Genomic DNA, 22,637 nt, shown 5'->3' on the forward strand with positions numbered 1-22,637 from the left:
CTCGCACCCTTCCGGCAGAACGAACGTTCTGCCAAAGGCCAGCGTAGCGGAACTCACTACGATACGTAGTACTGGCTGCACGGGACTACCCTTGCCAGCGTGGCAACCACACGACAGACAGCCGCCGCCCGCGAGGCGATTCTCGAGGCCGCGGCCGACCTTGTGCGCACCCATGGCGTGGTCGGCATGTCCATTGCCGACCTGATCGCCCGCTCGGGAACGTCCGCCGGCGCGATCTACCACCACTTCGGCAGCAAGCAGGCAGTGGTGCTGGAGGTGACCCGGCGGGCAGTCGCGGTGCCGATGGCGTCGGTCATGAGCACGCCGACGTCAGCAGGACTGTCACCCGCACATCTGCTGGAGGCCGCCATCACCCGGGTGGTGCACGACGAGACGACTGCCGAGTTGGTGGTGCAGGTCTGGGCGGGCGCCTCCTCCGATCCGGAACTCCACGAGGTACTGCATTCCGAGGGGCTCGGCATCCAGGCAGCGGTGGCGACGGTGGTGTCGGACTGGTGCGCCCAGCACGAGGTGGACGCCGACCCGGAGGGGCTGGCGAGCGTCCTGATCGGACTGGTGATGGGCTACGCGGTGCAACGGGCGCTGTTGCCGGGCACCGACCGGGAGGCCTACGTTGCCACCGGCCAGCAACTGCTGAACTCGGTTCTGCCGAACGCCGCCGACTGAGCGGTGGACGGAACTCCCGGCGTGTCGCCCGGTCAGTCCTCGGGCCACTCCAGCGGGGCGTCGCGGCGCTCCCTCGACTTCAGAAAGTCGCGATCCAGGAAGGTGGGCTCGGCGTCGTCGGCCGGCTGCGGTCGGGGCGCGGGCTGACCCTCGCCCGAGGCCGGACGGGTGCCGGCGGCCGGTGCGGAGCGGTTCGGGCGGGGCTTCGGAGCCGGCTCGGGATCCGCGGCATCGTCCCAGGAGTCCGGGTCGAAGGTGTGCGCACGGTTGAGCAACGCGTCCCGGCTGAGCACCTCCGGGGCGCCGGCGGTGCCCGTGATGCCTGCCCAGTCGTCCTCGACCGGAGCCTGCTCGCGGCGCCGCTTCCGGAACCAGAAGAAGCCACCGACGGCGACGACGAGCAACACCCCAATCAGGTATTCCATGGCTTCCTCCCCTCGCTGAGAATGCCATCCTACGCGTTCGGCGCCACGCGCCCGGAAGGCATTGACGATGACCCCCACCCGGCATACCGTCGAAGGTGAAGGGCGTGGTGACAATGGCGACAACCATTCGCCCGCCGGCTGTCGCGGGCCGCTTCTATCCCGGCCAGGCCGAGCACCTGGCCAGCACCGTCGAACGCCTGCTCGCTGACGCTCGTGCCGCGTCGGCTGCCTGCTCCCCACCGAAGGCGCTGATCGTCCCGCACGCCGGCTACGTCTACTCCGGCTCGACGGCCGCCGCCGGCTATGTGACCCTCGACCCGGTTCGCGACCAGGTCACCCGGGTGGTGATGCTCGGACCGGCCCACCACGTCTGGTTCTCCGGGCTCGCGCTCGCCGGTGCCGACAGCTTCGCGACCCCGCTGGGCACGATCGAACTCGACCCCGGCGCGGAGGCAGCCCTGGCCCAACTCCCGCACGTGATCATCCATCCGGGGGCCCACGCCCAGGAACACTCGCTGGAGGTGCAACTGCCCTTCCTGCAGGCGGTGCTGAACGAGTTCCAGCTGGTGCCCCTGGTGGTCGGCAACGCGTCGCCGAGGCAGGTTGCCGAGGTGCTGGAGGCTCTCTGGGGAGGCTCGGAAACCGTCGTGGTGATCAGCTCGGACCTCTCCCACTACCTGCCCTACCCCAGCGCCCGGTGGATCGACCGCACCACCGTCCAGCAGATCCTGGACCTGGACTGGCCCCTCACCGACGGCAGCGCGTGTGGGGCTCGCGGGATCAACGGCCTGCTGGTGGCGGCGGCCGAACGCGGCCTGCGTCCCCACCTGATCAGCATGTGCAACTCCGGCGACACCGCCGGCGACCGCTCACGAGTCGTCGGCTACGCCGCCATCGCCTTCGAGGAGGTCACCGATGTCCACTCCTGAAACCGATCCGCACGCCGGCGCCATCCTGACCGGCATCGCCCGTGCCGCCATCGAGTCCGAGTTCCGGCGAGTCACCCCACCCCACGAGTCGGCCGACTGGCTGGCCGTGCCGGGCGCGTCCTTCGTCACCCTGACCCGGCACGGACGGCTGCGCGGCTGCATCGGCTCGCTCACCGCCCGCCATCCACTCGGTGAGGACGTGCGGCACAACGCCCATGCCGCAGCCTTCGCCGACAGTCGCTTCCTGCCGCTCACCGCGCCCGAACTGGACGGGCTGCGGATCGAGGTGTCGGTGCTGTCCGCCCTGGAGCCGCTGGAGTTCACCTCGGAGGCCGACGCGCTGCAGCAACTCCGTCCCGGGGTGGACGGCCTGGCGCTGCGCTGGCACGACCACCGCGGCACCTTCCTGCCGCAGGTGTGGCAGGAGTTGCCCGACCGGCGGGTGTTCCTCCACCAACTCAAGCGGAAGGCGGGGTTGCCGGAGGACTTCTGGGACGCGAAGCTCCGGCTGCGCCGCTACACGGTGAAGTGCTGGCAGGAGAGCGAGCGCCCGCTCGCCCACGCATGACCTACCCGGCCCGGTGGTGGCGTCCGCTCGACGACGGACGGATCCAGTGCGAGTTGTGCCCGCGCGATTGCAGGCTGCGTGACGGCCAGCGCGGCGCCTGCTTCGTCCGCCGTCGTGAGGGTGACCGCCTGGTGCTGACCACGTACGGGCTGGCGTCCGGCTTCTGCATCGACCCGATCGAGAAGAAGCCACTGGCGCACTTCTACCCGGGGACGAGCGTGCTGAGCTTCGGCACCCTGGGCTGCAACCTGGCCTGCCGGTTCTGCCAGAACTGGGACATCACGAAGTCACGTGACCCCGAGCGGCTACAGGACCAGGCCTCCCCCGAGGCGATCGCACAGGCGGCGGTCGATCTCGGCTGCCGTTCGGTGGCGTTCACCTACAACGATCCGGTGGTCTTCGCCGAGTACGCCATCGACGTGGCTGACGCCTGCCGGGAGCGTGGCGTTGCGGCGGTGGCCGTCACGGCCGGTTACCTGTACGACCGGCCGCGCCGGGAGTTCTTCGCGCACCTGGACGCGGCCAACGTCGACCTGAAGGGCTTCACCGACGACTTCTACGTCCAGCTCACCCGGTCGCACCTGCAGCCAGTACTGGACACCCTGACCTATCTCGCGCAGCACACTACGGTGTGGCTCGAGGTCACCACCTTGCTGATCCCCGGCCACAACGACTCCGATGCCGAGCTGCACCGGCTGTGTGACTGGTACGCCGACAATCTCGGGCCCGACGTGCCGTTGCACTTCTCCGCCTTCCACCCCGACCACCACCTGCGGGACGTGCCACCCACTCCGGCTGCAACCCTGCACCGCGCGCGGGCGATCGCCCTGGGCCACGGGCTGCACCACGTCTACACCGGCAACCTTCACGATCCCGCCGGGGACACCACCTCCTGCCCCGAGTGCGGGACGGAGTTGATCGCCCGCGACTGGTACCGGATCCTGAGCTACCGGCTCACCCCGGACGGCCGCTGCCCGTCCTGCGGCGCTGCCCTGGCCGGCCGGTTCGCGTCGTCCGCCGGCACCTTCGGGCCGCGGCGGATCCCGGTACGACTCGCCTCGTAGCGGCCGCTGCCCGGCAGCGGCCCGGCACCACGTCAACATTAGTGAGGAATGAATTACGAAAATACAATGCTGCATTATTGCGGGAGTGGCCGACGTCCGACCAAGCACCGCGTATCAGCTCATCATCCCTAGCCAAGAAGCAGTTGTAAATCTCCGCAGACGAATATCGCTCGATCCGCAGGATGAAAAGGGCTTCTATTTAGGCTAGCCTTACTATGCTTGTCTCCCGAAAACCGCCAACCTAGCCTGAATGTCGTTGGAAGTGTCCGCAAACCCGTCTGGAGGGTCATCATGAGCACCACAGCGATCAAGTCCTGCAGCACCACCACCTGCTCGTTCAACAACGGCGGCTGCACCGCTTTCGCCATCACTGTCGGCGGCACCGGCGAGAAGGCCTCCTGCACCACCTTCGTCGCGCTCGACGCCCGCGCCGGGCTGTCCTCGGCCAGCGGCCAGGTGGGCGCCTGCAAGCGCCTGGAGTGCGTGCACAACACCGATCTGCTGTGCACCGCTGGCGAGATCGCCATTGCCGACGACGCGGAGTGCCTGAGCTACGAAGCGCGCTGAACCGTCGCGGCTGACTCAAGGAGTTGGCGGAGTCCATCCGCCAACTCCGCCATGGTGTCGGCAGGTTCGGCGAAAGCAAACACCACCACTGCGGTGAACCCGGGCTCGACGTCCATCACGGTCAGCCCGGTGCGGTCGACATCCACGCAGAACACCTGCCGCTCGACGTGCGGACAGCTACCCGTCGAACTGCCGGCCAGGACGGTGGCCGCGTTCCAGCCGGCCGCTGCCGCCGTCAGCAGTTCGCTCAGTTCGGCTGGGGCCAGTTGGGCCACCAGTTCCCGCGCCTCCCATTCACTCTCGAGGTCGGGGAAGACGCCGACCTCGTCGGACACTTCCTCGAAGGCCAGCGGAGTGACACCCGAGCAGTCATGCAGCAGGATCCGGTCGGCCCGGATCACCCCCAGTCGGCCCCCCGGTGCCGATGCCAGTTCAGCCAGCCGGGACGGCAGCCCCTTGGCGAGGTGTTCGTCACGCTCCTCGTCGGTCAGCCACTCCAGGACACCCAGCAGGTGCACCGCGCAGGAGATGATCCGCACCGACCACTCGGGAGCCTCCTTGACGATGTCGAACCGGACCCGCAGCGGCGCCCGCCGCCAGGTGGTGGCTGGAATCTCCTCGTCGGCGATGCCGGCAACCAGCAGGTCACCGGTATCGCTGAGTCCGTGAGCCAGGGCGGCAGCCTCCGCGGACGAGGCCAGGTCATAGGCGATCAGCGAGGCGCGCCCGGCGCCGGACAGCAGCCGCCGGGCCAGTGACACCGCGCGGGCCTGGGAGAGCGCGTGAACCGTCGAGACTCCGAGCTGAGTAGGTTCCACGCTTCCTCCATCCAAATAGGCAAGGCTAGCCTAACCTAAATATCCAAACTCGGGAAGTCGCGTCTCTCCACCTGGACGCTGCACCGCCACACCCGGGGTGCCGGAGAAGCGCCACGGTGCGCCGGACCGCCCAGTTGCGCACCACGGCACGGGTCCGCCCATCGGTCGATGAGGAGCCCCGAACTATCCTCGGTCCAGAGCATTCCTACCGAGGACGGACGCCATGACAACACTGGGCGATTTCGAAGCAAACACTCTCGCCGGCCAGCCGCAGCAGCTGAGCGACTATCTGGGCAAGGTGGTACTGGTGGTGAACACCGCCTCCAAGTGCGGCCTCACCCCGCAGTACGAGGGGCTGGAGAAGCTCTACCACGACCTGCGCGACGAGGGTCTGGTGGTGCTCGGCTTCCCCTGTGACCAGTTCGCCCACCAGGAGTTCGACGACAACACCGAGATCGCCGAGTTCTGCTCGCTGAACTACGGCGTCAGCTTCCCGATGTTCGCCAAGATCGACGTCAACGGCGCCACCGCCCACCCGCTGTACGCCTGGCTGCGCACCGAGAAGGGCGGCATCCTGGGCGACGCGATCAAGTGGAATTTCACCAAGTTCCTGCTCAACCGGGACGGCGTGGTGGTGCGCCGCTACGCCCCGACCACGCCCCCGGCCGAGATCGAGGCTGACATCCGTGCCCTGCTGTAGCGCCCTGCGGTAGCGCTCTGCTCCAGCCGACGCGGCAGCGCGGGAGTTCCGGAAGCCTGGCTACGACCGATATGCAAGATGTATCTTGTATGCAAGATGTAGTCCAGGGAGGTCTGATGGCGCCGGCTGATCCGGAGAAGCGCTTCTACGGCGCGGTCACCGTGAGCGATCGCGGGCAGATCGTGATTCCCGCCCGGGCGCGGCGGGATTTCGGGATCGAGATCGGCGACAAGCTGCTGGTCTTCGGTGACCTGCGTCACGGCATCGCGCTGGCCCGTGCCGACGACGTGATCGCCCGCCACCCGGGGGCCGAGGAGATTCTCGGCAGCCCCGCGCCCGATGCTGACTGACGCCGCCGCTGCCCGGCTCCGGACGCTGGCGCGGCGGGGCTACGCCCCTGGGGGCCAGCCCTGCTATCGCTTCGGTGAACTGCCGGAGGACGAGACCACCGCCGGCGGCAAGGCACGTGCCCTGGCCCGGCTGGTCCGCGCCGGCCATCCGGTACCGGATGGGCTGGTCCTGCTGCCGCGAGCCTTCGCCGGCGACCAGTTGACGGCAGCCGCGGCGGCAGCGCTGAATCGCCAGCTGCGCCGGTTCCCGGCCGATCAGCGGTTCGCCGTCCGGTCCTCGGCGCGGAGCGAGGACTCCGCGTCCGCCTCCTTCGCCGGTGCCTACGAGTCGGTCCTGGACGTGGCCGCCGCTGACCTCGCCCGGGCGATCGCCGCCGTCCGCGCCTCCGGAGCGGCAGAACGGGTCGCCGCCTACGCGTCTTCGTCGGGGGCCGAGGTCGGTGAACTGGCAGTGATCGTGCAGGCGATGGTCCCCGCCGAACTGGCCGGGGTGGTCTTCACCGTTGACCCGATCAGCGGCGACCTGGACTCGATGCTCGGCTCCGTCGTCCAGGGGCTGGGCGAGTCCCTGGTGTCCGGGGACGAGACAGGCAGCCCGTTCCGGCTCGCCCGTCCGTCCGGCGCCTTCGAGGGCCCGGACGTCCTGGCGCCCCATGCCAGCGCGTTGCACGGGCAGGCGCATCGTGTCGAGACCACCTTCGCCGGTGTGCCCCAGGACATCGAGTGGGCGGTGGCCGGTGACAGACTCTGGCTGTTGCAGGCCCGTCCGATCACCACGCTGAACCCGTGGCGTACCCCGACGGCCGAGCGCAACGACTCGCTGGCCGGGACCTGCCTGTGGTCGGCGACCAACCTGAGCGAGGCCAACCCGGTCGCGCAGACCCCGCTGACGATCTCCCTGTCGCGGTATCAGCAGGCGAACGGCGGCCCGTCCATGGCACTGCGGGGGCGGGAGATGGCCGGCTTCATCGGCGGGCGCCCGTACGCCAATCTCAGCGTCCAGATCACCGCACGGCGCGGCAAGCCGGGCAAGGCCGACCCGCGCGAGGTCTACCGCACACTCGCCGGCTGGTGGGGGACGCTGCCCGATGACGTGCCGATCCCGCTGATCCCGATGACGGCGGACGACTGGAAACAGGCCGGGCTCCCGCTGCTCGGCAGCCTGTTGCGGATGTCCTGGGCGAAGCTGCGGCTGCCGGCCTTCCTGCGCGGGCACCGCAGGCTGTGCGACGAACTCCTGGCTGCCATCGTGGCCTGCCGCACACCGGTCGAGTTGCGCAAGCTCTGGGACGGCCGGTTGTTCACCGTCAGCCTGCGCTCCTTCTGGGCGGTGATCGCCTCCGGATCGGACTATCCGGCCCGCCTGGAGGCAGAACTGCGTGCCCAGCTGGGAGCCGAGGATGCCTCCGCCCTGCTGTCGAACCTGGCGGGCTACGCCGGCGGTCTGGAGAGCCTGGGGCCGTCCGAAGGACTGCAGCAGGTGCGGGCCGGCACACTGTCGCGGGCGGAGTACCTGGCGCGCTTCGGTCATCGCGGCGTGAACGAGGCGGAACTGGCCTGGCCGCGCCCGTCGGAGGATCCGGGGTGGCTCGACGGCGAACTGGCTCGCGATGCGGGGGCCGACATCGCCGAACGGCGGCACCGCCAAGCCGAGGCCTCCGCCGCCGTGCTGGCCCGGCTCGGCGAGCACGACGCGCGGCTGGCGCGCAAGGTCGAGCAGCGCGTCCGCAAAGCCGCCCGACATGCCCGGCTGCGCGAGGCCGTGCGCTCCGAGGGCGTTCGGACGACGAGCGTGTTGCGTGCCTTCGCCCTGCGCGCCGGCGACCTGCTGGGCGTGGCTGACGGCGTCTTTCTGCTCACGATTGAGGAGTTGCTGGCGGCTCTGTCCGGCGACACCGCGCCGTTCGCCTGGCTCGACCAGCGCCGCACCAGCTATCAGCGCTACCGGGATCTTCCCGCCCTGCCAGGCCTGATCTGCGGCAGCTTCGACCCCTTCGCCTGGGCCGCGGACCCGGACCGCTGCACCGACATCGCCGGCACCGCCGTGCCCGACCGGACGGTCAGGACCCCCGAGAGTTCACCCGTCATCAGCGGTCATCCGGGGGCGGTCGGACGGGTGGAGGGAACGGTTCGGGTCCTGACCGACTTCGACGACGCCGGCCAGCTTCGTCCCGGCGAGGTTCTGGTGACCCCGCTGACCAACATCGGCTGGACCCCGATCTTCCCGATCGCCGCAGCGATTGTCACCGATCTGGGCGCCCCGCTCAGCCACGCCGCCATCGTCGCCCGCGAGCTCGGCATCCCGGCCGTGGTCGGCTGTCGTGACGCCACCTCGCGACTGCACACCGGTGATCGCGTGCGGGTTGACGGTGCCGCGGGCACTGTCAACCTGCTCTCCCCCGCGCTATCGTCGCCCGCCGACCGGCACCGTCCCAGCTAGCCAGCGAACCAGGCATCCAGGGTCTCAATGATTGCCGGACGCAGCTCGGCGGGCGTGATCACCCAGGGTGTCGCCCGACATCGACTGCGACACGGGATCAAGTGGGAGCAGCCGAGCTACCCGCAGAGGTACGTCATCCAACGCGGCGCGGACAACGAGGGCATCGCCGGCTCGGCTGGCCCGCACCGTGGCCCGTCGTCCCGCCCAGTGCGGCATAGGCGCAACGCCGATCGGACCTGCCGTCCGTCAGCGTTGCGCCCAGATCGACGTTTCCGCTCGCACACTCGATGCCAGACTTGGCCCACAGGGTCTCCGATGAGTGGCCGCAATCGTATGAGTCCACGGATCCGATGCGCACTGAGATGACCGGAACTCTCACCCAGATCTCAGCCCACACAAGGAGTCAGCCGCCGTAGAGCGGTGGCCTGCTGGCCAGCTCGACCGGTTCGGAGCGCCCGGTTTCGACGGCACGGATGCAGGCATCGGCCACCGCTGAGGCGGCATAGCCGTCCCAGGCACTCGGGCCGCATGGCCGCTGCAGACGGATCCCGTCGATCCACGCCTGCATTTCAGCTAGGTAGGCATCGCCAAATCGTTCCTGAAAAGTCTGGGCGATGTCCTGACGTGCCTGGCCATCCACGAAAACCGTCCTTGAACGGGGCTGCGCGGTTTCGACAGTCCCGTTCGTTCCAACCAACTCGACATGGACCGCATACCCGAACTGCGCCTCGAAGTTGACGTCGAGGATGGCCACCCCACCGTTCTCAAGAGCAAAGTTGGCAGTGAGCAGATGCGCAGTGGCGTCAGGTAGATAGCGGTTGCGCAAGAACACCGAGGTGATCTCCAACCCGGTCATACGCCGTACCGAATGAATGTCGTGGATCAACGCTCCGATGATTCCGGCAGTGGCCGGCGGGCCGCCGGACCCTTCCCCAGCGCCAGGGCTGATGTGTTGGCCGCGGAACAACACGATCTTCCCGATCTCACCTGACTCCGCCGTTTCCCGAGCCGACCGATGGAAGGGATCGAAGTCGCGCATGAAGCCAACTTGAACCAGTCTTCGTCCCAGTGCGGACTCCTGAGCAAGGATCTGCTGCGCTTCCTCGACCGAGCCTGCGAGTGGCTTCTCGCACAGTACCGGCTTGCCCGCTTCCAGGGCGGCCAAGACCAACGGGCCGTGGCTGATGTCTGGTGAGGCCACCACTATCGCGTCCACGTCCGGGTCAGCGATCAGTTCAAGTCCGTCTCGATACACCCGCTCAACGGCCAGCGCTTCAGCCAGGCTTTGCGCCTCCTGTTTGCGGACATCAGCCAAAGCCACCAGTTCGGCGGCCTTGACGGCCCGCTGGAGGTTGGTGGCATGGACTTGCCCCATCAGCCCAACGCCGATCAAGCCCACCCGGATGGGTCCGCTTGGTCCCACCGGTCCGCTCATCGCGTCACGCTCCACCCGAGCGACTCGTAGTACGCCTTGCTACGCGTAGCGATCTGGAGAGGGACGTCGAAGTTCGGCAGCGGATGAATGTCATGCTCGATCACCGCCCAGCCGTCATAGCCAAGGTCCACCATGGCGTCCCGCAGTGCCGGGAAATTGACCTTTCCATGCTCCGGCTCAGCGATCACACCCAGCGGAACTGCCTCGGCCATGGATAGATCGTCCTGTTCGACGCGGACCAACACTTCCGGATTGACGCTCTTAATATGCAGGAACGGGATCCGGTCGGTGTACCTCCTGAACAGTTCGACCGAGTCACCATCGCGGTACTCATAGTGACCGGTGTCGAGACAGAGGGAGACGAACCGCGGATCAGTGTCGTCCAGGTACCGGAAGGTCTCTTCGCGGTACTCCACCAAACCGTCCGCGTGGGGATGGAAAGTAAAAGTCATATCAAACTCCTCGGCCAACAGCTTTCCGATCTGGTTCGATGTCTCCACAAAATCCCGCCACTGAATAGGATCCAGTTTACGCGGATCATCCCGTCCGATGGCATGCCCGTCCAATCCGACCATGAACTTCGCACCGAGTGGAGCGATCAACTCCGCAATCTGACGCGCGTCGGCCAGAGCCGCCTGACGGGTGCGTCGCGAATGCAAGACGGAGATCTGCGTCCCTGCTAGCATCTGTAACGATCGGCGCTCAAGTTCCTCACTGAGCCGACTGCGGTCGGTCGGGAGGTAGCCATACGGGCCAAGTTCTACGTATACGAACCCGCCTCGTTGGATATCATCCAGGAACCTCTCCCATGGCGGGTTCTCGGGTGACTTCGGATCCCAGACCCCCCACGAATCAGGCGCGATGCCGAAGGTAAGTGACATTCCTTTTCCTTTTCTCTATTAATTGATATTCGACTAGCGGATCTAGCGGAATGAGCCGACCCGGAAGCTTTCCATGATGTGCCGATGGAGAACGGCGTACGCCAAGATGAGTGGAATGACAGTCATGAACATTCCCGCCAGTTGGGCACCCTGATCAACGGTGTACTGCGATGAGAACAGCAAGATCCCCGGAGCCACCGTAAGGCTGGTAGGCGAGGTGAGTAGGGGAAAAGTGTGCGACAGGTTGTTCCACGCGTAGATGAACGCCAGCAACAGGTTGCTCAGCACCGCGCTTTGGGACATGGGAACGACGATCGTGACGAAAGCACGCCATTCCGAGGCGCCATCCGTCTTGGCCGCCTCGATAACGTCTAGCGGAAAGGAGGCGAAAAAGGCCAGCATCAACACGACCGTCATCGGCATCCAACTGGCGGCGTAGACGAGGCCGACGCCCGCAGGATTGTCGCGCAACCCCAGATCACCCGTAATTGAATAGAGCGGAACGATCGTTGCCAGGAACGGTAGCGTGTAGAGCACCAAGTAATAACGCTCTGCCAAGGTTGACACCCAGTTACTGCTGCGCGAGATAGCGTAAGCAGCCATGGTCCCCAACACGATGACAACAGCAACCGCAACGACGGTGAAAACTGCCGTGTTGAGCAGGTAGACCCACATTGGCTCGCCGACGGCGACACCGTTCCAGCCTCTTATGTAGTTCGTGAAATCGACCGGATTGGGTAGTCCCAGCGGGTCCGTGGTGATCTGATTGGAAGTCTTCAGTGACCCACTCAGCACGGTAAATACCGGGAGGTTGATGACCAGCACATAGGCCCCAATAAAAGTTGTAGCCAGGATAGCACCGAGACGGATTCGTCGTTTCGGGAGTCGTGCCAACATAGGCCGATCTGCGACCGTCATAGCCGATCCATTCTGCTTGGCCGAAAGAAGAAGGTGTAGGTCATCGACACAACCAGGATTACGCCAGTAGTGACGATGGCAGCAGCAGACGCATAGCCGAAGTCCGAACTCGAAAATGCCTGTCTATAGATAAAAGTGGGCAAAATGTCCGATCCTGAAGCGCCCCGGGTCAGGGCCCATACGGAATCGAGGAACTTGAAGTTGGCAACCATCTGCAGCCCGACGACGATGATGAGTACATCGCGAATCAATGGGATCGTCACGTGGATCATCCGCTGCCACCCGCTCACGCCGTCGAGAGTGGCGGCCTCGTTGATCTCCTGGGGAATGTCGCCAAGAGCCGACAAGAACAACACCATGGGTATCCCGGCGTACTGCAACACTCCAACGACAATTACGATCGGCAGCGAGGCGCTGGGATCATCCAGCCAGGATCGGCCCCATTCTGCGTTGACCGCCGCAAGCATGTGGGTCAGCCACCCGAAGTTGGGATCGAGTGCCTGCCGCCAGGCCAACGCAATGAAGGTCGGCGGAAGGATCACCGGAAGGAACGCGAGGAACTTCAGCGCGCGCGTAAGCGGGATCCGGTGATGGAAGGCCACTGCCAGAATGAGGCCGATCCCGACCGTTCCAATGGTTTCACCTGCCGTATAGAGGAAGGTGCGACCAAGCGCTGCGACCGCATCCGGATCACGAGCCAGCCGTTCGAAGTTACGCCAGCCAACCCAGACAGCGTCTCCGAACCCCGGCCAGTTCTGCATGGCCGTCGGCACCGACAGCAGGAACGGGTAGACCATGAAGACGATCGTCAAGATCGACGCCGGGAGGATAAAAGTGGCAAAGAGTCGACGGCGTGAGCGGTCCAAGCCAGCCGTCTGGCTGGAATCTGGATCCTTCGGACGCCTCGCGTTGGGCGAGGTGATTGTGTGCACAACCATGGCGGGTCCTCTCAGGGAGGCACGGGCCGGCTGCTGAGAGGAAGTGCCGCCGGCCCGTGCATTTACGCTAAGTCAGCCGTTACTGGCGCGGAACTCCTCCACCACGGCCTGCAAGCGGGCAGCACCTTGCTCAGGTGTCATTGAGCCATTGACCATGCCAGGGACAACGTCGTTGTGGAGCGCTGTGACCACCGAAGCAGGGGCGACTGTGTCCCAGATCGGAATGACGTTGTGACTGCCCGAGGTCGCAGCCTCGGCCAGTGCTGCTTCCAACTTGTTACCCTTGACCACCTTGTCGAGATCGAGGCCGCTTTGGGCGGGAACTCGCCCCATCCCCATCTCAAGTGTGGACTTCTCAGTCATGAAGCCGATGAATGCCTTGGCGAGTGTCGGGTTCTTTGCCTTCGCGGGGATGAGGAACGAGTCGGGCGCGGCGGGCAACGGGGACTCGACTGCCGAGAGCGATGGCAGTAACGCCCAGTCATATTCGAACGAGGGCGTGAACACCGGCGGGGTCCAAGAGCCCTGGAGCCAGGAGCCAGCCTTCTCGTTCTCGAACAGCGCCTGCGTCGACTGCTGCGTCTGACCAGGAAGGCCGTCCTCTATGTAGCCGTTCTTCACCCAACCATCGAAGGTGGAAAGAGCCTTAACGATGCACGGATCGGTGTAGGAAGCGGTAGCACCCTTGGTGAAATTCTCCGAGATTGCCTGGTAGCCATCGCCACACGCGGAAGGGAACAGTGAGTTGAATGCAAGAGGTGCCAGTGAGCCACCCGTTACCGCCATGGGAGTGAGCCCAGCCGCCTTGACCTTCGCCAGCGACTCGTTGAACTCGTCCAGCGAACCAAACAGGTTCTTGTCGTTCGGAATGGTGGCTCCTGCCTGCTCCCACGCTTTGCTGTTGTAGTAGAGGATGGGCGCGATGGTGAGGCCCAGTGGCACCGCATACTTCTGGCCGTCTTGGCCAGTTGAGGACGTAGCGACAGACTCCGGCGTGGTCTGCTGCAATCCGTTGGCCTGCCACACGTCGTCTACCGGCAGCACGGCCTTGGCCTTGACCCATTGGCTGAAGAGATCTTGCGCAAGCGTGTAGGAAATCACGTCAGGAGCATCATTGGACAGGAACAAACGACCACCCGACTGTCGCAGTGTGTCGTTGTCGATGGCACCGACCTTGATGTTCGCCTCGGGGTGCAGCTTCATGAACTCTTCGGCGTTGGTCTGTACAAAAGGCCAGTCCGCATAGACCCGAACATCCAACTCACCGGCATAGGAACTCTCTGACGCTGCCGGAGCGGGCGTTTGCGTCGCAGTGCCACAGCCGGCCAGCACCAGCGCACCCACTGTAACGATGGAGAGAGCGAACGTACCTCGATGCAAGCCTCTGGCAGTACTCATGTGACTACCTCCTTTCGTCCCGACGCGTCCTCGCGTCGGTGGTAGGGGGACGAATGATTAATGTATACACTGGAAATCAATACAGGTCAACACACTGACTACGAACTTTTCTGAACGGATTCGATACCCTCAGGGCATGCCAGGCTGGGAGAACGCACCGAGCAGCGCCCACATTCAGGATGTCCGCGAGCGCAATCTGGCACTCGTGCTCGCAGCTGTTCAGCGACGAGGCGCCGCCTCTCTCGGAGAGCTGGCTGACGACACCGATCTGGTCCCCGGTGCGATCAACAAGCTAGTCAGCCAGCTGTTTGACCTTGGCTTCCTGATCGACCACTCGACTCGAGGCTCCGGCCGCCGCGGGCGTCCTGAACGCATTCTGACCATCGGGGACTCTGTCGCCCTCGCGGTCGGGATCGACGTGAACACCGAGGGAATCGCGATTCGCGTCGAGCAACTGAGCGGCAAGCTTCTCGGATCGGTCTCGCTCGCCGCCCCCGGCCGAATCAGCCTGCAGGAGATCGGGCGACGGTCGGCAGACGCGCTCTACAGCCTCCTCAACACGCAGCGCGGCATCAAGACACCTCTGGCGATGACAGTCGCCCTGCCCAGCCTGGTGGCCAACGGCATCATTAACTCCCCGTCGCGTGGCTGGCACCGGGTGAGCACAACGGTGTTCTCGGACGCCTTCGACCTCCAGATCCGCAGTTTCGAGGCGGTCAATGACGGCGTGGCCGCGGTCACTGCTGAGTACTGGGCCTCAGGACGCGCGCGCTATTCCTCCCTCGCCCTGCTGCACGGTACCGACGGGATTGCCGGCGGTGTGATCGACCATGGGTCACGAGTCGGAGGGTGGGAAGGCGCTGCCGGGTCGTTCGGCCACATCGTGGTGAAGCCGAACGGCCATCTCTGCCCCTGCGGACAACATGGCTGTCTGTGGCGCTATGCGTCGGTCGAAGCGATCGCGCGGGCTGCCGGACTGAATGTCGGCCAGGGCTACCGTCCCCTGCTCGACGTGGCGAAAGAACTCGCCGAACTGGCCAGAAGCGGCGAACCGCAGACCCTGCAGGCACTTGCGAGTGCGAAGCACTACATTCAGCGGGCTATTGCGATTCTTGGACCAGTGGTCAGCCCCGAGCAAGTCGTCGTCTCAGGGAACCTCGTCCCGCTCTTCGACTGGATTGTGCCGGACACGCCGGCCCGCGGCATCACCGACGGCATGCTGATCAACTGGGAACGACCAGTCATCCGATCCGACTTCGGCACAGAATCGGTGGTGGTCGGCGCGGCCTGGCTCTCTCGGCGAGCTATCCTCAATACACCGCTGCATTGGCGGCCGACTGACAGTGGGGGCGATCCCGAAGCTCGTAGGCCAGGACTGCTGCTCCAGCCCGAGCACCACACATCGCCACTGAGCCCGGCACAATCACCCGTGGAAGCAACCGTGCGCCGTTCCAGCTAGCCAGCAAACCAGGCATCCAGGGTCTCAATGATTGCCGGACGCAGCTCGGCGGGCGTGACCACCCGGTCGACTGAGCCGACCCGGACGGCGCGGTGGATGTCGTGCACGCCGTCGAACTCGGCGGCCACCTCGCTGATCTTCTCGGCCCGGACGGCCGCCCGGACGTCGGCCAGCTCCAGTTGCAGCGCGGCCTTGGCCTCGGTTCGGGCGACCCGCAGCCGTGCCTCCAGAGCCGCCACCCGCGGGTCGGCGGCCGTCCGCTTGGCGACATCCCCGGCGAACACCACTGCCGCTGCCGGCGCACCCCCGATCACCGAGGCGAAGGAGCCCTCGATCGCCAGCACCGTCATATTCGGGTTGAGCCGCTTGCTGAACACCACGAAGGCGCCGCCGTGGTACCGGCTGATCACCACGAACACAATCGGGCCGGCAAAGTTGACGATCGCCCGGCCAATCTCGGCGCCGTACTCCAGTTGCAGCTTGCGCATCGACTCCGGCGAACCGTCGAAGCCGGACAGGTTGGCCAGCACCACCAGCGGACGGTTGCCCGAGGCAGCGTTGATCGCCCGGGCGGCCTTCTTGCTCGATTTCGGGAACAGCGTGCCCGCGGTGTAGGTGTCCGGACCGTCGGTGGGCGGGAAGCCGACCCGTCCCACCGGGTGCGACTCGATGCCCAGCACGGCGACCGAGCGGCCACCGATCCGGGCGTCAATCACCACTGCGGTGTCGGCGTCCGCCATCCCGGCCCAGCGTTCGGTGCGCGGGTGGTCGGCATCGCAGACCGCAGCGATCACGGTGCGGATGTCGAAGGGCTTCTTCCGGTCCGGATTGTGGTCACGGGAGAAGATCTCGCCCACGGTCGCGAATTCACCCGAGTGCGGGTAGGGCGAGACATCCCGGTCGAACGGGTCGGAGGTCGCCGCCCGGCGCGGGCCGCTCTCGCCCGGTGCGACCCAGGTGTTCTCGTAGTGGGCCATCAGGACACCGAAGGCGCCGGCCAGGTCGGGCGCCCAGTACTGGGCCTGGCCGTTGGGCCCCATCACCCGGTCGTAACCGCCGATGCCGAAGTTGTCCTCGGCCGACACCCCGCCGGAGAAGTCCAGCGACTGCTTGCCGGTGAGCACCATGGCCGAATCCGGGGTCATCACCAGAATGCCGCGGGTATGCATCAGCATGGTGGCCTCGGCGTTCCAGTACGGCTGGGCGCCGACGTTGATCCCGGCCACCACGATGTTGATCTCACCGCCGGCCTGGGTGAACTCCACGATCCGGCGCAGCGCGGCACCCACCCAGTCCATGTTCTCGGTGCCGGAATCCATCGAGATCCGGGCGCCGGAGCTGAGGGTGTACCACTCCACCGGGACGCCGAGTTGCTCGGCCAGATCGAGGGCGGCGATGATCCGGCGGCACTCCGGCTCGGCCACCGCACCCAGCCCGCGGGTCGGATCGCCGGAGAGCACGACGCGGGTGATGCCGTCCGGGTGCAGCGGCGTGGGGGTGGTCACCTGCGCGCAGATGATGCCGGCCCGGTTCTGTCCGGGTGGACGCTCGACGCCGATCAGCCGGTCGGGCTCGCCGGGGCCCAGCGCAGGGTCGAGGTCGAGCTCGGTGAGCGTCCCGCCCGGTCCAGCCAAGGTCTCCGACAGCTCGTAGGGGTATACCAGGCCGCGCCGGCGGGCCCGCAGCACCTTGGCGGCGTAGTCGTCCAGCGGCTGCAGCGGCTCGGTGGGCGGCGGTTCGACGGACGCGGTGACGCCCCGCCCGGGCTTGGAGTGGAACCGGATCGCCAGCCGGGTCGGCGGCTGGTCGTCGTGGACGAAGGTGCCCTCGGCCAGCACCTCCTCGATGCCGGTGCCGTCCGACAGCGGGGTGAGCTTGTGCCGCAGCGTCATCACGTCGCGCAGGTCGATGTCGATGTCCGGCCAGACGTAGATCCAGACGTGGTTCATGTCGAGTCGGCTGCCCTCGGCGCCGCGCGCGGCGCGGGTGCGGCGGATCGCCTCCAGGCCGTTCTCGACCGCTCGCTCGGCGTGCGGCAGGCCGAGCAACCGGCCCTGCTCGTCACGGACGGCAGCCAACTGGTTGACCTCGGCCATGGCGACCAGCCTGCGGTCGGCCGGATTCGACTTGGCCACGCACTCGAACAGCAGGACGCCGCGAGGCGCCGGCAGCCGGATGCTGTCGAACTCGCGTAGCCGCCACAGGTTGAGTCGGCGGAAGATCATCGGATGCACCCCGCGGATCCGCTCGTCCTCGGCCAGGGCGCCGTCCGGGGCGGGACGGAAGGTGAGGTAGTCGACCTCCCCGCCGGCCGGGCAGACCGCGATCACGATCCGCCGCACCCCGGCCAGCGGCCAGCCGGCCAGCTGGGGCTGCAGTTCGGCGGCCAATTGGGCGTGCTCCAGCGGGGCGTGGTTGCCGTCCGCTGCGGCCGGCCAGGCGACGTAGACCTCGATGACGGCTTCGGGAAGCCGCTCCGAGCCGCCGGCGGGCCCGGGGACGGTTCCCTGGCCCGGTACGCGATCCCCGAGGCCGACCGCCAACTGGCCGGCGATCACCGCGGCCACCGGGCCGTCCGGGGCGAGTTCCTCGGCGGTGGCGATGGTGGTGATGGCGTGGCCGGGACGGTCGTCCAGCACGTAGTCGGCGACCACCACCGAACGGCCGTCGACGGCGAGCGCGCGGACGCCGGAGAGCTGCCGGTCGCCGTAGTGCTTGCGGGTGAGCACCTCGAGCAGCGGTTCGTGGGCGGTGACGCCGTGGCTCAACCGCTCGGCCAGGGTGAGCACCAGCCGCTCGGGGATGGCTGACAGCGCGGCGATCCGGGCGGCGTAGTCCGGGGCGTCCGGATGGGCGGCCAGGTCGGCCACCTCGCCGGCGACACCGGCCAGCACCTGTTCGCGCTCGGCGTCCACCTGGGGCTGGTCGAACCAGCGGAACCGGACCGACCGGGCGACATCGCTGACCGCCGGGAAGCGACGCTGGGTGGAGCGCACCAGCCGCTCCAGCTGGGCCCGGGCCGGGGCACGCAGGGCGGCGTCCGGTGCGGGCTGGCCGATCCAGCGGTCGAGGATCGCCAGCACCACCTGGACGTCGGCGGCCACCCGCTGCTGCGCCAGGAAGATCCGGAAGACGGCCTCCTCCAGCGCGGGCCCGCGATCCAGCGAGTCAACGCCGTAGTGGGAGAGCGCACGGGTGAGACGGTCGACGAACTGGCCGGGCAGGCCGGCGCGTTCGGCGTCCAGGCTGCGCAGGTAACCGTGGAAGTGCTCACGGTCGGAATGGATCCGCAACTCGGTGTTGTCCTGCTCGCCGGCCGGACGGTTGCGGCTCAGCTCGGTCAGGTCGGCGTACAGCGAGAACAGGTCGATCTCACCCGCCACCACCTCGTGGGAGGTGACCGAGGCTCCCCCGCCACCGGCTTCCTCCTGACCGGTCTGACCGGGAGTGCCGCCAGTTGCCTCGCCGAGGGCCTCGTCCCGCGCGGCCAGGTAGGCCGCCAGGGTGTCGGCGGCAGCATCGGTGTCGTAGCCCATCAGATGAGCCGAGAGCTCGCCCAGCAAGCGGGTCAGCCGGGCCCGGACGGACGGGTCGACCGACGCTGCCGGCAGTTCCACCTCGCCGCCGGCATCCACGGCCTCCTGCTGACCGTCCCCGATCGGCTCCAGCGTCACCAGGGGCGCCTGACTCTCCACCTGGCTTCCGGCCATCACATGCAGTTCCCGTACCCGGGCGGCGAACGGTGCGACGATCGCGGTCTCCATCTTCATCGACTCCAGCACCACCACCGGCACTCCGGCGGCGACCTCGTCGCCGACCGTGACCGGGGTGGCCACCACCAGGGCCGGGGCCGGGGAGCGGAGCACCCCGCCCTCGTCGCGGGAGACCCGGTGGGTGATGCCGTTCACCTCGATCAGGTGCACCGGCCCGTGGGTGTCGGTGACGATCCGGAACCGCTCGGCGCCGATCTGCAGCCGACCGTGGGCGTCGTCCAGCCGCTCCAGTCGGACGTCCACGGTGGTCTCGCCGACCCGGACACGGTAGTGGTCGGGCCCGGAACGGAACACCACCAGCCGGTGGGCGACGCCGCGCAGTTTGAGGTCGACCGGCATGCCCTCGGCGTGCTGGGCCTGCGGACGGCCACCCCGGGCAGTCTGCAGCAGGTGGTCGATCTCGCGCTGCTCGGCCTCCTGGTAGGCATCGATCGCGGCGGCCACCAGCGCGACCGGCCAGTACCGGTCGGCGATCAGCCCGCCCGCGGCGCGGATCCGGTCGATCCACCCGGTATCGGCCGAACCGTCGATCACCTCGGGGCGGTTCAGCAGTTCGAGCACGAAGCTCTTGTTGGTGGTGCCGCCGTCGATGATCACCGTGGTCTCGGCCATGGCGCGGCGCAACCGGCCCAGCGCCTCCTCACGGCTGCGTCCGGAGGCGATGATCTTGGCGATCATGGAGTCGAAGTCGGCCGGGATCGCGTCCCCCTCGGCAACACCGGTGTCCACCCGGATGCCCGGGCCGACCGGCAGGTCGAGCCGGGTGATCAGCCCTGGGGCGGGAGCGAAGTCGCGGTCGGGGTCCTCGGCGTTCAGCCGGGCCTCCACGGCGTGACCCTGTTCGATCGGACGGTCGGTCAGCCGGCCACCGGCCGCGACGTGCAACTGGGCCTTGACCAGGTCGAAGTCGTTGGTCACCTCGGTGATCGGGTGCTCGACCTGCAGCCGGGTGTTGACCTCAAGGAAGGCGAAGAGCCGGTCACCGGGGTGGTAGAGGAACTCCACCGTTCCCGCCCCGCGGTAGTCGACTGCCAACGCCAGCCGCTCGGCGGCGGCCCTGAGTTCGGCGGTTTGTTCCGCATCCAGCAGCGGGGATGCGGACTCCTCGATCACCTTCTGGTTGCGGCGCTGCACCGAGCAGTCCCGGACGCCGAGCGCCCAGGCCGTCCCCTGGCCGTCGGCGATCACCTGCACCTCGACGTGCCGGGCGCCGGTGACCAGCTTCTCCAGGAAGACCACCCCGGAGCCGAAGGCCCGCTCGGCCTCCTCCCGGGTGCGCTGGTAGGCGTCGGTCAGGTCGCCGGGGACGTCCAGCCGCCGGATGCCGCGCCCGCCACCGCCGGCGGTGGCCTTCAGCATCAGCGGGTAGCCGATCCGTGCGGCGGCGGCCAGTGCCTCGTCCAGGCTGTCGACCGGGCCACGGCTCCACGGCGCCACCGGGACACCCACCTGTTCGGCGATCAGCTTGGAGCCGATCTTGTCGCCCAGCCTGCGCATCGCCTCGCCGGAGGGGCCGATGAAGGTGATGCCGAGGGATTCGACCAGGTCGGCGAAGCCGGCGTCCTCGGCGACGAAGCCCCAGCCCACCCAGACCGCATCAGCCTTCGCCTCGCGCAGCACCCGGGCCAGCAGTTCGTGGTTGAGGTAGGGACGTGCGCTGGCCGGGCCGAGCGGATAGGCCTCATCGGCCTCCCGGACGAACATGGCGGTGCGCTCGGCGTCGGTGTACAGCGCGATCGTGGCGATCGGAGGGGCGTCCGGGCGTTCGGCATTGAGGTCGCGGACGGCATGGACCAGCCGCATCGCGGCTTCACCCCGGTTGACGATCGCAATCCGCCGGAACACGCAGGCCTCCTGAGGGGTAGGTGACAGCGGGTCTCGGACGAGGCCCGCAGGCAATCTCCCACGGCTGGCTGCGCAGGGACGACAGGACACAGTCCAGTCGGTAGAAGTAACCAGAATCCACGCCCCGCGACCCAAGAGCACGCCGTCACCTTTGTATGGTTTCCACAAACCGGCGCTGATTCGGCATCGCCGCCTCCCGCCGTCCCCCGCTTCGGCACCCGGCCCTCCTGGTCACCGGGTTGGACGCCTATCCTGAACCATGCGCATCGTCGTCATCGGCGGCTCCGGCCACATCGGCAGTTTCCTGGTCCCCCGGCTTGTTCGCGCCGGTCACGAGGTGGTGAACCTCAGCCGCGGACAGCGGTCGAGCTACGTCGACGACCCGGCCTGGCAGGAGGTGCGCCAGGTCAGTGCCGATCGTGCCGCCGAGGACGCCGCCGGCACCTTCCCCGACCGGGTGGCTGCGCTTGCCCCGGACGCCGTGGTCGACCTGATCTCGTTCACCCCCGAATCCGAGAAGGCTCTGGTTGAACGGCTGCGCGGGGTGACCGGGCAGCTGCTGCACTGCGGCTCGATCTGGCGGCACGGGCCGAGCCAGAAGGTACCGATCCACGAGGACGGCGGCACTCCCCCGCTCGGCGAGTACGGCATCGGCAAGGACGCCATCGCGCGGATGCTGAAGCAGGAGACCGCCGCCGGCGGGCTACCCACCACGTCGCTCCACCCGGGTCACATCTCCGGGCCGGGCTGGCATCCGATCGGCCCGCTCGGCAACCTCGACCCCTCGGTGTGGTGGAGGTTGTCGGCCGGCGAACCGCTGGAGGTTCCCGGCCTCGGGACGGAGTTCCTGCACCACGTCCATGCCGACGATGTCGCGCAGGCCTTCGAACGTGCCCTCGCCCGTCCACAGGCCGCTGCCGGTGAGGACTTCAGCATCGCGGCGCCCTCGGCGCTGAACGTGCGAGGCTACGCCCAGCTCGCGGCGTCCTGGTTCGGGCAGGCCGCCGCCCTGCGACCGGTCACCTGGGACGAGTTCCGCCGTTCCACCAGCGCCGAGGCCTACCAGTGCAGCTGGGACCACCTCTATCGCAACCAGTACGTCAGCATCGACAAGGCCCGCAGGCTGCTCGGCTACGCCCCGCGCTACGAGCCCGAGGACGCGATCCTGGAGGCCGTCCGCTGGCTGGTCGACCACGGCCGGCTGGAGGTCGCCACGCCCCTGCTGTAGTCGGTCGTCAGGCCGTCCGCCGCTGGCGCACCACGGCCAGACCGGACGGTCGCCCCTGGGCTGTCCCGCAGGATCGTCGCCCAAGGCCGGACCCTGTGCCGCCGGACACCGGCACACAGATGGCCCGGGGCGGATTCCCACCCCGGGCCACCGTCACACCGTCCCCCCGCTGTGGAGCGTGTCTCCCTATCCCCCACGGTGGCCTGCTGCGCGG

At 67.5% G+C, this 22,637-nt stretch carries 18 protein-coding genes; 10 read left to right on the forward strand and 8 right to left on the reverse strand.

All coding sequences use genetic code 11. The annotated features are described in order from the left end of the window. The first annotated feature begins 99 nt into the window (after positions 1 to 99). The gene (locus VB080_RS05145; protein ID WP_323417360.1) at positions 100 to 687 is read left to right on the forward strand and encodes a TetR/AcrR family transcriptional regulator; all 588 of its coding nucleotides are present in this window, start codon (positions 100 to 102) and stop codon (positions 685 to 687) included. A 32-nt stretch (positions 688 to 719) separates the two neighbouring features. Here VB080_RS05145 and VB080_RS05150 read toward each other — a convergent pair whose 3' ends face one another. Further along, a complete protein-coding gene (locus tag VB080_RS05150; protein ID WP_323417361.1) occupies positions 720 to 1,112 on the reverse strand; it encodes a hypothetical protein in 393 nt (130 codons plus the stop codon). Between the two features lie 113 nt (positions 1,113 to 1,225). Between VB080_RS05150 and amrB the strand changes: the two genes are divergently transcribed. From amrB to VB080_RS05170, 4 genes are all read left to right on the forward strand, one after another. Next, a complete protein-coding gene (amrB, locus tag VB080_RS05155) occupies positions 1,226 to 2,041 on the forward strand; it encodes an AmmeMemoRadiSam system protein B (protein WP_323417362.1) in 816 nt (271 codons plus the stop codon). After that, on the forward strand, positions 2,028 to 2,609 hold the full coding sequence (amrA, locus tag VB080_RS05160) for an AmmeMemoRadiSam system protein A (protein WP_323417363.1): 582 nt from the start codon (positions 2,028 to 2,030) through the stop codon (positions 2,607 to 2,609). Before amrB ends, amrA begins: the two co-directional genes overlap by 14 nt. Continuing rightward, on the forward strand, positions 2,606 to 3,673 hold the full coding sequence (amrS, locus tag VB080_RS05165; RefSeq protein ID WP_323417364.1) for an AmmeMemoRadiSam system radical SAM enzyme: 1,068 nt from the start codon (positions 2,606 to 2,608) through the stop codon (positions 3,671 to 3,673). The genes amrA and amrS overlap by 4 nt, the downstream gene beginning before the upstream one ends. Positions 3,674 to 3,964: 291 nt before the next feature. Then, positions 3,965 to 4,240, forward strand: coding sequence for a DUF1540 domain-containing protein (locus tag VB080_RS05170; protein WP_323417365.1), 276 nt, complete (start codon positions 3,965 to 3,967; stop codon positions 4,238 to 4,240). On the opposite strand, the gene VB080_RS05175 is transcribed toward VB080_RS05170, so the two are convergent. Beyond that, positions 4,225 to 5,058 (reverse strand): hypothetical protein, encoded by an 834-nt coding sequence (locus VB080_RS05175; protein ID WP_323417366.1) that lies wholly within the window; start codon positions 5,056 to 5,058, stop codon positions 4,225 to 4,227. The genes VB080_RS05170 and VB080_RS05175 overlap by 16 nt on opposite strands. Before the next feature lie 223 nt (positions 5,059 to 5,281). Between VB080_RS05175 and VB080_RS05180 the strand changes: the two genes are divergently transcribed. The 3 genes from VB080_RS05180 (at position 5,282) to VB080_RS05190 (ending at position 8,548) form a co-directional block, all read left to right on the forward strand. Then, positions 5,282 to 5,758 carry a glutathione peroxidase gene (locus VB080_RS05180; protein WP_323417367.1) on the forward strand — a complete coding sequence of 159 codons (477 nt, stop codon included), beginning with the start codon at positions 5,282 to 5,284 and terminating at the stop codon, positions 5,756 to 5,758. Between the two features lie 116 nt (positions 5,759 to 5,874). After that, positions 5,875 to 6,108: an AbrB/MazE/SpoVT family DNA-binding domain-containing protein gene (locus tag VB080_RS05185; RefSeq protein ID WP_323417368.1), complete on the forward strand. Its 234-nt coding sequence runs from the start codon at positions 5,875 to 5,877 to the stop codon at positions 6,106 to 6,108. Continuing rightward, positions 6,098 to 8,548 carry a PEP/pyruvate-binding domain-containing protein gene (locus VB080_RS05190; protein ID WP_323417369.1) on the forward strand — a complete coding sequence of 817 codons (2,451 nt, stop codon included), beginning with the start codon at positions 6,098 to 6,100 and terminating at the stop codon, positions 8,546 to 8,548. Before VB080_RS05185 ends, VB080_RS05190 begins: the two co-directional genes overlap by 11 nt. A gap of 403 nt (positions 8,549 to 8,951) precedes the next feature. Here the strand turns inward: VB080_RS05190 and VB080_RS05195 are convergent, their stop codons facing one another. The 5 genes from VB080_RS05195 to VB080_RS05215 form a co-directional block, all read right to left on the reverse strand. Beyond that, positions 8,952 to 9,983, reverse strand: a complete 1,032-nt coding sequence (locus VB080_RS05195) for a Gfo/Idh/MocA family oxidoreductase (protein WP_323417370.1) — start codon at positions 9,981 to 9,983, stop codon at positions 8,952 to 8,954. Continuing rightward, on the reverse strand, positions 9,980 to 10,864 hold the full coding sequence (locus VB080_RS05200; RefSeq protein WP_323417371.1) for a sugar phosphate isomerase/epimerase: 885 nt from the start codon (positions 10,862 to 10,864) through the stop codon (positions 9,980 to 9,982). Before VB080_RS05200 ends, VB080_RS05195 begins: the two co-directional genes overlap by 4 nt. Before the next feature lie 42 nt (positions 10,865 to 10,906). Beyond that, on the reverse strand, positions 10,907 to 11,782 hold the full coding sequence (locus VB080_RS05205) for a carbohydrate ABC transporter permease (RefSeq protein WP_323417372.1): 876 nt from the start codon (positions 11,780 to 11,782) through the stop codon (positions 10,907 to 10,909). Continuing rightward, positions 11,779 to 12,594 (reverse strand): sugar ABC transporter permease, encoded by an 816-nt coding sequence (locus VB080_RS05210; RefSeq protein WP_323417373.1) that lies wholly within the window; start codon positions 12,592 to 12,594, stop codon positions 11,779 to 11,781. The genes VB080_RS05205 and VB080_RS05210 overlap by 4 nt, the downstream gene beginning before the upstream one ends. A 198-nt stretch (positions 12,595 to 12,792) precedes the next feature. Beyond that, a complete protein-coding gene (locus VB080_RS05215; protein ID WP_323417374.1) occupies positions 12,793 to 14,118 on the reverse strand; it encodes an ABC transporter substrate-binding protein in 1,326 nt (441 codons plus the stop codon). A gap of 136 nt (positions 14,119 to 14,254) precedes the next feature. On the opposite strand from VB080_RS05215, the gene VB080_RS05220 reads away from it, so the two are divergent. Next, positions 14,255 to 15,577 (forward strand): ROK family protein, encoded by a 1,323-nt coding sequence (locus VB080_RS05220; RefSeq protein ID WP_323417375.1) that lies wholly within the window; start codon positions 14,255 to 14,257, stop codon positions 15,575 to 15,577. On the opposite strand, the gene VB080_RS05225 is transcribed toward VB080_RS05220, so the two are convergent. Further along, complete coding sequence (locus VB080_RS05225; protein ID WP_323417376.1) at positions 15,574 to 21,195, reverse strand: carboxyl transferase domain-containing protein; 5,622 nt, start codon at positions 21,193 to 21,195, stop codon at positions 15,574 to 15,576. The two genes, VB080_RS05220 and VB080_RS05225, sit on opposite strands and share 4 nt — an antisense overlap. A 259-nt stretch (positions 21,196 to 21,454) precedes the next feature. On the opposite strand from VB080_RS05225, the gene VB080_RS05230 reads away from it, so the two are divergent. Beyond that, positions 21,455 to 22,423 (forward strand): NAD(P)-dependent oxidoreductase, encoded by a 969-nt coding sequence (locus VB080_RS05230; protein WP_323417377.1) that lies wholly within the window; start codon positions 21,455 to 21,457, stop codon positions 22,421 to 22,423. Positions 22,424 to 22,637: the final 214 nt, after the last annotated feature.

Origin of the sequence: Propionicimonas sp., assembly GCF_034927565.1 — a bacterium.
Taxonomy (GTDB): domain Bacteria; phylum Actinomycetota; class Actinomycetes; order Propionibacteriales; family Propionibacteriaceae; genus Propionicimonas.

Bases quoted from the DNA above. Each gene is read 5' to 3' on its own strand.
- VB080_RS05150 (WP_323417361.1), bottom strand. From the start codon at position 1,112: ATGGAATACCTGATTGGGGTGTTGCTCGTCGTCGCCGTCGGTGGCTTC.
- amrB (WP_323417362.1), top strand. From the start codon at position 1,226: ATGGCGACAACCATTCGCCCGCCGGCTGTCGCGGGCCGCTTCTATCCC.
- amrA (WP_323417363.1), top strand. From the start codon at position 2,028: ATGTCCACTCCTGAAACCGATCCGCACGCCGGCGCCATCCTGACCGGC.
- amrS (WP_323417364.1), top strand. From the start codon at position 2,606: ATGACCTACCCGGCCCGGTGGTGGCGTCCGCTCGACGACGGACGGATC.
- VB080_RS05170 (WP_323417365.1), top strand. From the start codon at position 3,965: ATGAGCACCACAGCGATCAAGTCCTGCAGCACCACCACCTGCTCGTTC.
- VB080_RS05180 (WP_323417367.1), top strand. From the start codon at position 5,282: ATGACAACACTGGGCGATTTCGAAGCAAACACTCTCGCCGGCCAGCCG.
- VB080_RS05185 (WP_323417368.1), top strand. From the start codon at position 5,875: ATGGCGCCGGCTGATCCGGAGAAGCGCTTCTACGGCGCGGTCACCGTG.
- VB080_RS05190 (WP_323417369.1), top strand. From the start codon at position 6,098: ATGCTGACTGACGCCGCCGCTGCCCGGCTCCGGACGCTGGCGCGGCGG.
- VB080_RS05195 (WP_323417370.1), bottom strand. From the start codon at position 9,983: ATGAGCGGACCGGTGGGACCAAGCGGACCCATCCGGGTGGGCTTGATC.
- VB080_RS05200 (WP_323417371.1), bottom strand. From the start codon at position 10,864: ATGTCACTTACCTTCGGCATCGCGCCTGATTCGTGGGGGGTCTGGGAT.
- VB080_RS05205 (WP_323417372.1), bottom strand. From the start codon at position 11,782: ATGACGGTCGCAGATCGGCCTATGTTGGCACGACTCCCGAAACGACGA.
- VB080_RS05215 (WP_323417374.1), bottom strand. From the start codon at position 14,118: ATGAGTACTGCCAGAGGCTTGCATCGAGGTACGTTCGCTCTCTCCATC.
- VB080_RS05220 (WP_323417375.1), top strand. From the start codon at position 14,255: ATGCCAGGCTGGGAGAACGCACCGAGCAGCGCCCACATTCAGGATGTC.
- VB080_RS05230 (WP_323417377.1), top strand. From the start codon at position 21,455: ATGCGCATCGTCGTCATCGGCGGCTCCGGCCACATCGGCAGTTTCCTG.